This window comes from Paraburkholderia sp. NPDC080076, assembly GCF_050281145.1.
Taxonomy (GTDB): domain Bacteria; phylum Pseudomonadota; class Gammaproteobacteria; order Burkholderiales; family Burkholderiaceae; genus Paraburkholderia.
Genome location: NZ_JBNNWQ010000007.1, coordinates 17,348 through 31,127, shown reverse-complemented (window position 1 = coordinate 31,127; position 13,780 = coordinate 17,348). Strand labels below are relative to the sequence as shown.

Genomic DNA, 13,780 nt, shown 5'->3' with positions numbered 1-13,780 from the left:
CTGCAGGTTCCTTCCATGAGTCGAATCATCGGTGCCACGTGGTGCTTTGCCGATTCGCCCCAAAAAGGGATGCCCCACTCAAGCTCGTAGCGTCGAGCGCGAGTCGTCGACTGAAGTCCCCTGCGCCTGGCAAGACTGAGAAGATGACCGGCGTGCTCGCCGTGCACCCGCTCATGCGGCGGGTTGCCGCCGATACGGACCGGTTGACGCCCGCTGAAGTGAAACGGCCCCGACTGGCACCAGCGGCAGGTCCGATACCCGAGGCGGTCTCCGGCGCACAGTGCGCCAATGGCCTTCGCCAGCTGGTGAGCGTCGACCGGGGTTTGCGGCGATAAGCGCAGTTATCGCGGCGACCGGTGCCATTCCCGGCCGGAAAACGGTTTTATGGCGTCAGGCGCGTAATCTGAAGCGGAATTCCCCGCCTGCGCTTCAGGTTTGCCCCCCCCGGACGAGCCGGCCCCGGCGGAGAGCGCAGAAGCGCCCACGCCCGCCATCGCGATACCGGAAACGACCAGCCCGTCGGCCGGCCCCAACGTCTGGCTGACTGCGCTTGCGCCAGGCGCGGATCCATCCGGCCGCGTTTGGCTGGCGCGCGCGGGACGCTTCGTCAACGAAATGGTTCAGCCGTCGGGAAGGAAGCGCTGGACTGAACGCCGCCTGAAGTGCCCGGCGGGTGAGAGTGCGCGCACCGGCTCCGCCGTGTAGTTGCTCACAGAACTTTCGTAGCCCAAAGGGCGAGCAATACCGATGGCGCTCGCTCCGTCTGGTTTGCGGTGTGTATCGTGGCGAAGCCTATAAACGGTCACCAAATGCGGCGAAAAACAACGCGCTTCGGCTCACACTTTTCTTCTGCCTGCTTGACTGCAGCTCTCGCGGTTACGCAGCGCGATTGCGGAACCTGGGCGGTTCAATGGCCATGCCCGCCCCAGTGGCCACGTCCACCACCCCAGTAGCCGAAGTTGAACGACACCGACGGCCCCCACCAGCCGGGCCAGCCATACCACGGGTAAGGAGGATAGTACGCAGGGTAGTAGGCGGGCACGACGTACATGGGCGCCGGGAAGACATACGCGGGTTCACGCGGCGATGCGGGCGGGATGTTCTGGGCGTCCGCGCCGTTCGACAAGCCGTAGCTTTGAGCAGGGACTTCGTGCTGGGTAGCGACACCAGGAACGGCGGGATAGTATCCGTATGGATAATAGCCGGGGCCGACGTAGTAGCAGCCGGACAGCGCAAGCAGTGCAAGGGCGCTACCGCCGCGCGCCGTTGCCGGGAAGGGCTTCATGACATGCTCCTGTCTCGTCGCGACGCCACGATGTGATGCGGCGCGCACTTATGAGCATACTTCAGCGCTGGAACAGAGGAAATGGAGCGGGTACGGGCGGATGCCGGACTGACCCCAGCCACGATGCCTGAGGAGGAAGCAGTGTTCCAGGCGCCACTTGCCCGTTACGAAAAGCCCGCTGGCGGAGCTTACCCGGAGGGTGGTCTCGTTCCCACCTGAACTGTCGTTCGCCTCTTTCTGCCAATCGAGTCCTTGCCGTTCTCTGCACCGGTAGGCGCTCGCTGCCGCCCTTCGTCTGTACCTTCACGGGGACGGTGAATTGAGCAGCGAACAAAGGAAACACAAACCTGAGTGCCCCGGACTAAAGCTTCCGTTTGTCTCTGGTTCTTTCCTGGTTCGAGCAGCAGTGCATCAGGACGTCGAGCCTGGCTGGGGCCAAGGCCAACCCTTCTTCTCGTCGGGCGCATCCCACTCAGTTGCTGGCGCTGCCCCGACAGACGCTTCGACCGGACTCGCATCCTCAGCGGCATCGAGCGTCAGTCCGGACGGGGCGTCCGCTTTTATTTCGGGAAGCCCAGCTCCATACCACTTCACCTTCTTCTGCATGTGGGCGACATACGCCTTCCAGCCGTCGCGGTTGCCGTCAAAGAGGTCGTGCTGAACGGTTGAAGCCAGCAGATTCCTGTTGAGCTCAGAGTCAAGCAGCTCTTTTGGCCACAGGAAGAATGCGCTGGCAACGCGTGCGCTGAACTCGGCTACCGTCATCTTCGGGGCAAGCGCCCGGAGGAACCCGAAGTCCTGCAACGAATCTTGCTCCTTCGCAAGTTGAGCCACCAGCGCATCCGGCCGACCTGCCCTGGTCAAACAGCTCAAAGCTTCGAGCATGTCCCCGAGGTGAAGCAGCAGTTCTCGTCTATCAAGTCGGTCATCCATTGCAGAATCTCCATTCATTGCGCCCCTATGAATGATACTAGCCGCTCTCACGGTGACGGCCAGCGAGCGCATTGCGCATCGTTCGAGGACGGGGATGGTCGCCGGTCCACGGCGGCGGGATGTCGACGCTGCCTGCCCTGGACCCTGCTTCAGTCTGGAGGGAAGCGGGCAAGCTGCGCATGCCTCCATCGCATCGATACGACCACGGCGCCGAAGGCATGAGAGTCGCGCAGTTTCCAGCGCCGAAGAACACTTATTTTTTCGTGGCAGGTCGTGCGGATGTCTGCAGACCCTGGTCATTCGCTCCAAGCCGAATCCGAAACCGCTCAAGCTTGCTTGCATTGGCGGGCTTGGGCACATGGACATCGAAGCACTTTTCGAGGGCTGCCTGCCTGCATCATCGGCATGACCGGTAATCGCCACAAGGGTCGTCGCGGCAAGGCGCTGGAAACGCCGATTCGCAGGTTGTGAAGGTTCTGTCCGAGTCAGCCTGGCGAATGTCTTGCACATCTGCAGCAACTGCCTACGCTGGTGAGCATGCTTGGGGTACTCCGCTCAGTATCCGGGTAAGCCGTTGGGTGTGAGGTTACGCGTGAGCATACGCTGTCGACGCGCAATTCCTGTGTTGAACCGAAAGCAGTGACTGCGGGTAAACGTGGAAGTTTCCCGAACAGGTTTGCGCCGATACGGAATCAATGGAAAGCACTGAATTGATGGAAACTTCGAATTAGTGGTGGCCGCGGACAACTTGAGGTCGGCTTGTAGTTGCATGGCGGTGCTTCGTTCACAATAGCCTGAAAGACCGGCGCGATTCAAGGAGGCGTCCGCCCGAGTTCGCAATAACAAGAACCTGAGAGAAGACAATTGGGACAGCCATCCGAGAAGCCGCCTACCCGATCGAGCACACTCGTCGAAACAATGCTGTCACCAGGCTGGGACAACGCTGTCCGGGCCATGGTGCTCGCATTGGCGGTGACGACGGCGACGAGCCTTGTCAGCAGGGCGCTCAAGGCAACAGCCGGAGAAATCGGTCCAATCTGGTTGACCAATGCCGCCCTCCTTGCGCAAATTTTAGTGGCACCGCACAGACAGCGATGCTGGGCATTTGCCGGGGCCTTACTGGGCTATTTAAGCGCCGGCCTTCTGGTTGGTGAACGTCTATTCGTGTCCGTCTCATATTTGTGCGCCAACCTCCTCGAGGTGCTGGTGGCGTTGGCATTCGCCCCGCCAATCTCAACGGTCGCCGAACTGTTTCGTCCAAAGCCTCTCGTGAAATTCATGGCCGGTGCGGTGTTGCTCGCGCCGGCTGTGTCCGGGCTGCTTGTGACGTCCATGCTGCACGAACAGCTGGTCGGCCATCTGCTGCAAAACTTTTGCAACTGGTTCATCTCGGATGCCTTGAGCCTCGCCATATTGACGCCCGCCGCCATCGTCTTCTGGACCGGGGAGGTGACCCAACTGCTGCGTGTCGAGCGTCGGCGAAGGACGGGGTGCCTCCTGCTCCTGGTTTGCGTCATCACGACCGGCGTATTCGGGCAAAATCACTTTCCGCATTTGTACTGGGCGCTCCTGCCCATCGTGTTACTGGCGTTTCAGGCAGACATGGCAGGCTTGATGGTCGGGTTGCTCCTGTGCCTCGCGATTGCGATGTCGTTCACCGTTAGCGGGTCGGGACCGCTGTGGACGTTTCCCTATGGGGACATGCACAGCCGCGTCTTTGCGGTCCAACTTTTTCTCGTCGCGGCAATGGGCATTGCTTTACCTATCAGCGCCACGCAGACGGGGCGTAGCCGCCTCCTTGCAATGTTCCGTGACCTCGAGCAGCGATATCGGATACTGGCAGAGAACGCGACCGATATCGTCATGAGCATGGCACCCGATGGCAGGCTCACGTACGTTTCACCACGCGCTACGGCGGTGATAGGAATCGCCCCTGAAAACCTTGTTGGTTTGCACCTCCCGGACCTGGTTCTGTCCGACGACCGCGATGCCCTCGCTGCGACAATTAGGAGCATGGCGATGGGTGCGGCCGGGGCTTCCCAGGTGATTCGCTTCCAGCGCATAGATGGCCAGGTCCTGTGGATGGAATGCACCTTCGCCATGTCATCGAAGGGTTTCGCGGCAAGCCCTCAGGAGCTCACGGCGACAGCGCACGACATTACGGAGCGCCGGGCGGCAGAGCAACGCCTCGCAGATGAGCGAAGTCAATTGCATGCGTTTGCCTTCCGGGACGGACTGACCGGCGTTTTTAACCGTCGGTACTTCGACCGCGAACTGGCACTTCAATCGCAGCCGGAGTTCTGGAAAGAAGGCCGCAGTTTTGTCGCGATTGTCATGGTCGATATCGACGGATACAAGAGCTACAACGACCGATACGGTCATCAGGCTGGCGATGAATGTGTGCGCGCAATAGCGCAAGCTATTGCATCCTCGGCGAAACGTCCTGGAGACACCGTCGCGCGCTACGGTGGGGATGAGTTTGCATTGATTCTGAAGGAAACCGACCCGGACGGAGCGCGCGTAGTTTCCGAGCGCATCCGGCAGGCCGTTGAAAGTCTCCAGATTCCACATGTCGCTTCCGCCGCCGGTATTGTCACTGTCAGTTGCGGAGTGGCGGCGCAACAAGTGGACAGTGGCGGAGACAGCCTTAACCTGGTTGCAACCGCGGATAGAGCGCTATATACGGCAAAGCGGCGAGGACGCAACCAGACATGTGTGGCCGGGGCCGACGACAAAGATGGCCCAGGATTGTGACGCGGACAGTGCATAGCAAACCACGGACAGCGGCCCTCTGTACTTGACGTGGCGAGTGCGGGCAAGGATGTCGCCGAGCGCGCAGAGCTTCGGCGGCCTGGCGCTGGCAAACTTTAAGGCATTTGTTGCTCGGTTTTTCTTAGGCATCGTGCTGTCATCGGGAGTCATGCCAGGCATATCCATATGAGCCGTGTCCATGTCGGTCTCCGGTATCATTGGATGATTTGATGCGAGCAAGCCGTATTCCCTGAACTCAGGACGAGCCTCGTTCCTTGGAAAGTGGCCCATTTGCGCTGTACCGTCGACCTGTAAAGGGGTGGCCACGTCGCCAGGAATGGCTTCGCGTGGAGGCGCCCATTCTCGCGCTCACAAAATATTGACCTCGAGATCTTGCGGCCTCGGTGAGACAGCGTTTGCAGATCGGACAATGAGCGGCATTGGCACCTCCTGCGTGACGACGTCTAGTTGTATAGCAGAAAGCCACGGCAGAGCCAAGCGCCCAATCAATGGCTACGCGGTCGTTGGAATGACGGCCTTCTGTGTTGCGCGAACGGCACCTATTGTCCGAGTGCTCTCAATCACCGTTCGGCCGATGCTCCCGTACCTCAAATGGCAGCACCCGACCCTTCAATGATGTTCAAACCAGCGATTGGCGCATCGACGACCTGTGCACGCTAGAACGTATAGGCGACGTTCAGGAAGACGTTAAGTGGATTGAGCCGGAGCGTCGATCTGGAAACGATCTGCGTTCCCGTCGCGGTCTGCCCGTATAACGTAAGGTGGGTTTTCACCGGAACGTAGCCGAGAGAGGTTCCGACCGACCAGTGTTTTGTAATCGCGTAATTTGCCCCGACCTCGAATACAGGGTTCCACGATGAACTGAGTGTCGCATGTGTCGAGCCGCCTGGGCCAAGGCTATCAGTGACAAACTGGCTATTGGTTGTGCGAACCTGGGTGAACCACGTGTAGTTCACGCCGAGCCCTATGAACGGACGGAATTTCGATTCGGCTGAAAACAGGTGGTATCGAACTTCGATGGCGGGCGGCATCGGCTTTGTCGTGCCGAGGTTGCCATACTTCTGTAGCGTCCCGTCGCCAACCAGATTCACTTTCGTCGGTAATCCGAAAAGCATGGCGACACCAATGTTGTCCGTGACGTAGTACTCGGTGGTAATTCCCACCGTGTCCGTCGAGCTGGCATGCGCTCCGCTACCAGATAGCTGCTGATTCACCGCTACGCCGCCAATGCTTTCCACGGTCAGTGGCGTTGCGTCGCCCTGTGGCGCAATGTGAAGCCATCCTGTCGACAGCGTTATGCTTCCGGCAGACTGCGCATGGGCATTGTCGATAACCGCGGCCGAGCAGATGCAAGCCGCCATACCGATCGAACTGATTGCGCGTTTGTAATTCCTCATGTCTCTCTCCTGTCGCTATGTCTGGAAGTTTTTATGAATCATTGGTGTTGCGGCTGACTCTGCTTAGTTGATTGCTTTATTCCTTTGGTACAGCTAGACATGCCACACACTCCGATTGCCCTGCACCCTGGTAAGCGTGCATGGCCACGCGTTCCGTCTCAGGCGGGAACACGCACCACGTGCCGTCGCGGTGCCTGAAGAAGAATCCAAGCGGGCCTGCCGGCAGCAGTAGCTCGATGCGCACGCACGGTCTCTGATTCGAACGTGCACGGCTGAATCGGGTAACCCGAACCGGTGTCGAAGAAGTCAGCCCGAGCCATTTTTCAACCTGCGAACGCAAAGACCTTTTTGATGTAACGCCCATACTTTCCTTCCACACAATTAGGGTTCCTGATTTATAGGCACCGGCAAGCATTTGAATCGTGTCATCGCGGCGCGTACGCCCGATTAACCTTTAATCCGGGCGCATGACCAAACGCGTCCCTTTGATGTCGTGGCTCGTCTCACGTTGGGCTGCCCTGCGCATCTGTCGCTGCCGGGTCCGTCCCCGTCGCCTGCTCCGCCTTCGGCGGTCTCCCGGCGGCCGAGATCGAAAATGCGAACGGAAAGCGTCCGAGCGCGGAAGTCGCCAATGCTTCGAACGCGGGGTCGCCAAGTTCGACGTGAAGTGAAATTCCGCGCGAGGTGTCGTCAATGAGGCTAACGGTTGCATCCTCAACGCCAGCCTCTACGAGGGCTGACTCCAGGGCGTCTGCCGTTTCGCGCCGTTTCAGCGCCGGCTTGAAGATCTTGCCGACGCCCGTCAGCGGCATCGCATCCACGATTCGTATCCCCTTTGGCAACGCGGCGCGTTCGTTGATCTCGTGACGCAGAAACTCGGCCAATTCCGCTTCGGTTGTCGTTGTGCCCGGCTTCAGCTGGACATAGGCAACCGGCAACTCGCCCGCGTGCATGTCGGGACGGCCTACGGCTGCGGCGATCTGGACTGCGGGATGGCGATGCAATGGTTCTTCGATTGCCGCGGGGTCGATGTTGTGTCCGCCCCGGATAATCAGCTCCTTCTTCCGGCCGGTGAGCCAGAAGTAGCCGTCGGGGTCGCAGCGTCCCAGATCGCCGGTAATGAGCCAGCGGCCGCCGTCACCACCCTCCATCCAGATGCCACTGTTCTGCTCCGGCCGGGTATAGCCAGCGAACACGTTTGGACCAGAAATAACCAGCTGGCCGACCTCATCCGCAACGCAATCCCGTACATACCGGCCGGTTTCGTCGACCACCACGGCTTTCATGGCCTGACCGGGCAGACGAAGACCGATCGAACCGACCCTGCGCTCGCCAAGCGGTGGGTTCACGCTGCTAACGCAGGTGCCTTCCGTGAGGCCGTAGCCCTCAAGGATTCTGATTCCTGTGCGATCCTGGAAAGTGCGAAGCAATTCGACCGGCATGGGGGCGGCGCCGCACAGTCCATACTCGAGCGAGCTGATATCCCGTTCGCCAACCGGAACGTCCAGCAGTGATCCGTACAGTGTCGGGACACCGCTGAAGAAGTTGATGCGGTAATGCTCGACAATTTCCCAGAAGCGCTTGACGACGCCTTCGCCCCGATAACCTTGCGGTGTGCCGAGCACGACGTGGGCACCACGCGAGAACGCCAGCAGACCCGTCACCATCACGGCATTGACGTGGAAAAGCGGCAATCCGCAGAAAATCGTTTTTCCCGGACCGATGCTTTCGCCGAAGAACTGACCCGCGTTCCACGCATTGGCCACCTCGTTGCCGTGCCGGCGAATCGCAATCTTCGGCAGCCCCGTGGTGCCGCCTGTGCAGAAGAAGGACGATACATCGTCGATGCTCACTCGACGCGTGCTGCTGAGCGTCTCCCCGTCCTCCCTCGCGATTGCGGTGCTGAAATCGTGTATCCCAACATGCGAAGGCACGGCACTGTGAACGCCGCCAGGACCATGCAGTCTTGAACACTCGCCATGTTGCAGCATCCGGGCCGCGAATCGCTTTTCGCCCGGCATGCGGTCGGCCAGATTCACGAGCACCAGTTCCTGCAGGCAAGGGGCTTTGTGCAGTACCGCTTGCACCTTCTGCCAAAGGTCAGTTCCGGGGAACGGCGCCAGGGTTATGAGCACGCTTGCGCATGAAGCGTTGAGCAATTCACCGATGGCTTCGCTCTCAAGCAGCGGATTGATCGCGCAGACGATTCCGGCAGCTTCCCCGCCCCAGATCACAAAATGCGTTTCAGGAAGGTTGGGCAGGACGTATGCGACAACTGAGTCGCGCTGTACTCCCAGGCGTGCAAGCATGTTGGCGGTTCGCGTGACATCGTGCACCAGTTCACTATACGTCCAGCACTCGGCATTCCTGTAGTCGTCGGCCGTTGCAAAGAACGAAAGTGCGGGCGCAGACGGATTGAGGGCCGCGCCCCGACAGATCATCTCGTAGGTGCCCGACGGGAGATCCGCTGGCTGCCCCTTCGTTTCAATGGCAAGGACATCGTGTACGTTTGCGACGCCTGTCATGCTGCCTCTTCCACGACGACGTTACGCTGTACGCCCAGATTGATCGAGCGGTCAGAGCTGGCGATATACGCCTCCACGACGTCACCAACCCGCAGGTACTGTGGCCTCTCCTCCTGCATCTTCAGGAAGAGACGCCATTTTTCCGCTTCAGGCAGTTGCGCCGCGGCGCGCTGCTTCTCGGGTGACGGAACGCTCAGCGCACAGCCGGACGGCGTCCCGGTCGCGAGCAGGTCGCCAGCGCGCAGGTCATGTATGCCGGAAAGCTCCGTCAAGGTCTCTGCCGGGCCGTAGACGAGACCCGCAGTGGAGTCATTCTGGCGGACCGTTCCGTTTACCGTCAGCGTCAGCACGAGCTCCTTCAGCTTCGGAATATCCTGTTTCTCCAGCAGGCAAAGGTAAGGGCCGACAGGGCCAAACGTGCGATAGCTCTTGCCCTTGTAGAACTGCATCTGCGGAATCTGGATGTCGCGCGCGGAGTAGTCGTTCACGATCACGGCGCCGGCGATGTAGTCATGCAGGTTGTCGTCGGTGACGGTCTCGCGGGAGGTCACGTCGCGTTTGAGGACGAGACCGAGTTCGATCTCATAGTCGAGGAACCGGACTTCATTTGGCTTCACGACGGCCGCGTCGGCCGGAACGATGCAGCTCGTCGCCTTCGTGAAGATCATGTTGAACTTCTTCACATCCGGGTCCATGCCGGACTCGATCATATGCTGGCGATAATTCGCGCCCTGGCAGATGAACTGCTGGGTGGCGGTTACGGGCGACAACCATTGCACTTGCGATTCGGGAATCGTCGGGCCACTCAGCAGGAACAGCCGCTCGACCGGGTTAGCCTCGATAAACTCGGCGGTCGACCTGAATTCGCCGGGAATCGGCGTGATAGCACCATTAGCTACCACGCCCCACTGGGCGCGGCCTTGATGCAAATAATGCAGAACGTGAAGTGCCATTTTTAGATCTCCGGATTCTATGGAAGGGATTGGTTCAGGCGAAAAGCTTTGCCAGCGAACGCAGCTTGCTCAGCGTCAGATCAGGGCTGCGGCGCAGGTTCCTGAAGAGCGCCACGACGCTCGCAGGCGTGAATTTTGGTTTTGTGAAACTGCGCGGCATTGTCGGGCCCCATTGCGCCATCGCCTCACGGCTCACGGCATGGACACCGGTCGGCGCATCGGCAGTAAAGAGATCGCCGTCGCAATAGTGCTCGTGCTTGTCGCCCCAAGAGTCCTGCCAGTAGTCGAAGATCTGGCTGCCCAGAATATGCCGGCCGATCCCCCACGCGTGCGTCCAGCCCTTCTCGCGCAGGACGCGCTGGCCCATGCCGACCGCGTCGGCGTCAACGACTTCGTAGGCACTATGGCTGTAGGTGGGCAGGAAGCCTTGTGCAAGCGCGAGCGTATGGTGATCGGCCGGCTTGTCACCAAGATCGAGTCGCATGAACGCGACGACGGGCGAGCCATCGGGAAGCACCTGCACATCGCTTGGGATAAAGCCGAAATGCTGCGCATACCATGCGCAGGTTTCCTGAAAGTCAGCGAGTTCGAGCACGACATGCCCGAGCCGGATAACTTCTGGCGAGCACTCAGGCGGTCGCTGTGTTCCGTTAATCCGGACGGCCGCATCCACGGAGTTGAACGACAATGGCGGCCGGTGGGACAGCGTCGAAGCTGGCGCCTGGCCCCATATTGCATCGACGCGAAAGCCGGAAGGATCAGTCAGTCGTACGATATAGCCGCCGCCGGGCAAGGACGACCGTTCGGCCTCGGAGGCACCAGGCAGCTTGGCAAGTGCATCGAGATCGGCCCTGTTATCGACCTTTAGCCCAAAACCAACGAACCGGGATTTCGGTGCCTTTTGGACCACATAGCAGAAATGCGAAGCACCCGTTCCTCGCAATAGAACAAGTTCTTCAGTGCGCGACACGGTTCGAAGCCCGAAATCATTGAGAAAAGCTTCGGCTTTCTCGAGGTCTGGCCGATCGAATATCAGATAGGTCAGTGCCGATGCTTTCGACGTGGGGTTGGGATGACGGGCCGGCTGTGCAGTGGTCAGTTTCATAACGGATAAGAAATCAGGCGGTTCGAATGGAGGTTTCGACTTCCGGTGTCGGCATGCTCAAGGGATTACCGAGCAAGGCAAGGCTCTCGCGCACAATACGGTTTGCATCGGTGGCCGGGCCGTCGTGGACGATCGTCCTGTCGGGCCGGACTACCGCAGCCCACCCGAGGGGCACCAGCCCGGGAAGAAATACGCCTTCGAGGTCTTCCCAGCTGTCGCGCGGGGCAAGATGCAGCCGTTGCCCCCGGTGGGCAATCTGGACAACGCGCCCTCCGGCACGCCCAAACGCTGCGGCCGTTGCGTGCTCGAGCGCAGCCGCCGCATCTACTCCAAACCCGATCAGCGTGAACCCCTGGCCGAACACATCGTCGCTCAGACGCGTGGCGCCGTCCGAGCCTCGCACCCAGCCCTGCGCGATAACAGCGCCACGAACAAGCTTGGTCGACGAGCCACCCTTGACGAATAGCCCCCGGCGGAATGCATTCTTCGGCTTGATCTGCAGCTCCTCGAATTGGGCGCGCAGGCGCGGTACCAGTCGCGACAGACGCATCAACCCGTGAGTGAATAAGGCGACGATCCCACTCCGGGGCATGACGAGCTTGCCCATAAACTTCGCGAGGTCGATCATCGCCTTTGCGTGGGGGCGCCGCTCCTCGTCATAGGTATCGAGAATCCCTGCATCGGCACGTCCTTGCACCACCCATGCGAGCTTCCAGCACAGGTTGGCGGCGTCCCGAAGACCTGCGACCAACCCCTGCCCGACGAACGGGGGCGTGATGTGGGCCGCGTCGCCCGCGAGGAACACCCGGCCCTTGCTGAATGCATCGACAGCGCGCGCATGGAAGCGATACACGGCCTTGCGTTCGATGATCATGTCATCGACATTGCCCCAGGGGGAAAGCAACGCCCGGACACGCGCCTCGGATTCCATGTCCTCGCGACGCTCGCCAGGCCGGAGCATGAATTCCCAGCGTTCGCGACCGCCAGGCGCGACCATATGCGGGATCGGCCGACGGTGATCGCAGATGAACTCGATGTGATCGATCGGACGCGGTACATTGCGGGCATCGACGATCAGCCAGTCCTCGGCGAACGTCTTGCCCTTGAATTCCTGCCCAATGAGCTGGCGTACCAATGAACTCGCCCCGTCCGCGCCAACCAGATAGCGGGCCCGGACCACATGAGTGCGCCCCTGGCCAAGATCTAACGATGCGAGCACGTGATCCCGCTCCTCTGTGAAGCTCCTGAGCTCGACCCCCAACGCGACGTGCGCACAGTCGTATGTCGCGAGCCGGGCGCGCAGGCACCGCTCCAGGTCTGGCTGGTAGAAGGTGACGAGCTTGGGATGGCCATCCAGACTGCCCAGCGAATTCACCCTGCCGAACAGGCCCAGCATGGGCGACCTCATGCGGACGTACGGTATGGCAATCGTCTCGAAATCGCTCTCCGCAACGCCGGCAAGCTGAAGGATGCGCAGCGCTTCGTTATCGAGCGCGATCGCACGGGGCGCCATGAATACTTCAGTCGACCTGTCGACAACCATCACGTTCACGCCGTGTCGTGCCAACAGATTCGCAATGGTGGCACCCACCGGTCCGCATCCCACCAATAAAACATCTACGGCCGACGGAAATGCCTCAATTGGCGCACGACCCTCGCCATCCCGGCTGTCCGGCGCGAAACCATCGTTTGCTGCTGTCTCCACAGTCACTCCGTCTGTTGTTTGCTAGACCGGCGCTAGTCGGCCGTTAATGACATTAAAGTCATAATTGATTGCTTTGTCAACGTAGACAATAGCATCTATACTTCGGTATGGCCAAAACTGGACCGATCATGCCGAACACTTCAAATCGCCCGACAGCAAAGCGCCCTACCCGTGCGGCGTCAGTCTCCCCGGTTGCCGTTCCCGAAGAACGCGAGCCGCGCGGTGCCCGTCGCAAGCGCGAGACGCGCGCCCGCCTGCTCGACGCTGCTTTGACGCTGATGGCCGAAAAGGGTATGGAAGGCGTAGCTATCAACGAAATTACCGAGGCCGCCGACGTCGGCTTCGGCTCGTTCTACAACCACTTCGAGTCGAAGGAAGCCATCTACACGACGCTTGTGGACAACGTGTTCGAGGAATTCGCCGACATGCTCGATCGCCTCGCGGCGGGCCTGTCCGACCCCGCAGAAGTGATCGCCGTCTCGGTGCGTCATACCCTGATGCGTGCGCGGCGCGATCCGGTATGGGGGCGCTTCCTGATACGGGAAGGGTTTTCAGTAGGCATGCTGAGCCGCGGGCTGGGTCAGCGGCTGCTGCGGGATATCGGAAATGGCATCGCCGCCAAGCGCTTCATGGTTGCCGACCCCTTCATCGGCTTTCTTTCGGTAGGCGGCACGGTGCTCGCGGCAGTTGCAGCCGAGTTGAATTTCGTCTCACCGGGCGCGCCGGCGGCGCAACTGCTCGAAGAACTTGGTTTCAGCGGAGAGCACTTCGCCGAGCGCACTGCCGCAACGCTTCTGCAGACACTCGGGCTCAAGCGCGCGGAAGCGGAAAAGATTGCAATGCGAGCGTTGCCGCTCATTGAGCCGGAAGTCGATGGGGAGTGAGGCGGGCGACGATAACGTAGGTGACGGGACTGGAGTCATCGCCCCGGCACAATGAGCAACGGTGCTTTCCGGCTGGCCTTGCCTACCAATCTGTATCCGGGTCTGGACTCCATTCAACCGCCGACGCGAAGCATTCCTTTCAGACCCGCTCCGCAGCGAGAAAATTTCGGCGCCATGCGGCGCAGGCGGTAGCGCCGGCTCAATTGCTTCAGTCGACGGCG

9 protein-coding genes are annotated in these 13,780 nt (G+C 60.4%); 2 read left to right on the top strand and 7 right to left on the bottom strand.

Translation table 11 applies throughout. The features are described 5' to 3' along the window. Window positions 1-907: 907 nt before the first annotated feature. Both ACQKRQ_RS25990 and ACQKRQ_RS25985 read right to left on the bottom strand, forming a co-directional pair. Entirely contained in the window at window positions 908-1,285 is a 378-nt protein-coding gene (locus tag ACQKRQ_RS25990) for a hypothetical protein (RefSeq protein WP_427480351.1), read from the bottom strand. A 411-nt stretch (window positions 1,286-1,696) separates the two neighbouring features. After that, complete coding sequence (locus tag ACQKRQ_RS25985) at window positions 1,697-2,218, bottom strand: hypothetical protein (RefSeq protein ID WP_427480350.1); 522 nt, start codon at window positions 2,216-2,218, stop codon at window positions 1,697-1,699. Window positions 2,219-3,172: 954 nt separating this feature from the next. On the opposite strand from ACQKRQ_RS25985, the gene ACQKRQ_RS25980 reads away from it, so the two are divergent. Next, complete coding sequence (locus tag ACQKRQ_RS25980) at window positions 3,173-4,972, top strand: diguanylate cyclase domain-containing protein (RefSeq protein WP_427480348.1); 1,800 nt, start codon at window positions 3,173-3,175, stop codon at window positions 4,970-4,972. Window positions 4,973-5,646: 674 nt separating this feature from the next. Here ACQKRQ_RS25980 and ACQKRQ_RS25975 read toward each other — a convergent pair. The 5 genes from ACQKRQ_RS25975 to ACQKRQ_RS25955 all read right to left on the bottom strand — a co-directional run bounded on the left by ACQKRQ_RS25975 (window position 5,647) and on the right by ACQKRQ_RS25955 (window position 12,612). Beyond that, window positions 5,647-6,387 (bottom strand): OmpW/AlkL family protein, encoded by a 741-nt coding sequence (locus tag ACQKRQ_RS25975; RefSeq protein WP_427480346.1) that lies wholly within the window; start codon window positions 6,385-6,387, stop codon window positions 5,647-5,649. A gap of 503 nt (window positions 6,388-6,890) precedes the next feature. Beyond that, complete coding sequence (locus tag ACQKRQ_RS25970) at window positions 6,891-8,912, bottom strand: acyl-CoA synthetase (protein WP_427480344.1); 2,022 nt, start codon at window positions 8,910-8,912, stop codon at window positions 6,891-6,893. Next, window positions 8,909-9,865 carry a fumarylacetoacetate hydrolase family protein gene (locus ACQKRQ_RS25965; RefSeq protein ID WP_427480343.1) on the bottom strand — a complete coding sequence of 319 codons (957 nt, stop codon included), beginning with the start codon at window positions 9,863-9,865 and terminating at the stop codon, window positions 8,909-8,911. The genes ACQKRQ_RS25970 and ACQKRQ_RS25965 overlap by 4 nt, the downstream gene beginning before the upstream one ends. Window positions 9,866-9,899: 34 nt before the next feature. Continuing rightward, on the bottom strand, window positions 9,900-10,970 hold the full coding sequence (locus ACQKRQ_RS25960; RefSeq protein ID WP_427480341.1) for a VOC family protein: 1,071 nt from the start codon (window positions 10,968-10,970) through the stop codon (window positions 9,900-9,902). A gap of 13 nt (window positions 10,971-10,983) precedes the next feature. Continuing rightward, entirely contained in the window at window positions 10,984-12,612 is a 1,629-nt protein-coding gene (locus tag ACQKRQ_RS25955; RefSeq protein WP_427480889.1) for a bifunctional 3-(3-hydroxy-phenyl)propionate/3-hydroxycinnamic acid hydroxylase, read from the bottom strand. A 191-nt stretch (window positions 12,613-12,803) separates the two neighbouring features. On the opposite strand from ACQKRQ_RS25955, the gene ACQKRQ_RS25950 reads away from it, so the two are divergent. Next, window positions 12,804-13,559 carry a TetR/AcrR family transcriptional regulator gene (locus ACQKRQ_RS25950; protein ID WP_427480339.1) on the top strand — a complete coding sequence of 252 codons (756 nt, stop codon included), beginning with the start codon at window positions 12,804-12,806 and terminating at the stop codon, window positions 13,557-13,559. Window positions 13,560-13,780 lie beyond the last annotated feature (221 nt).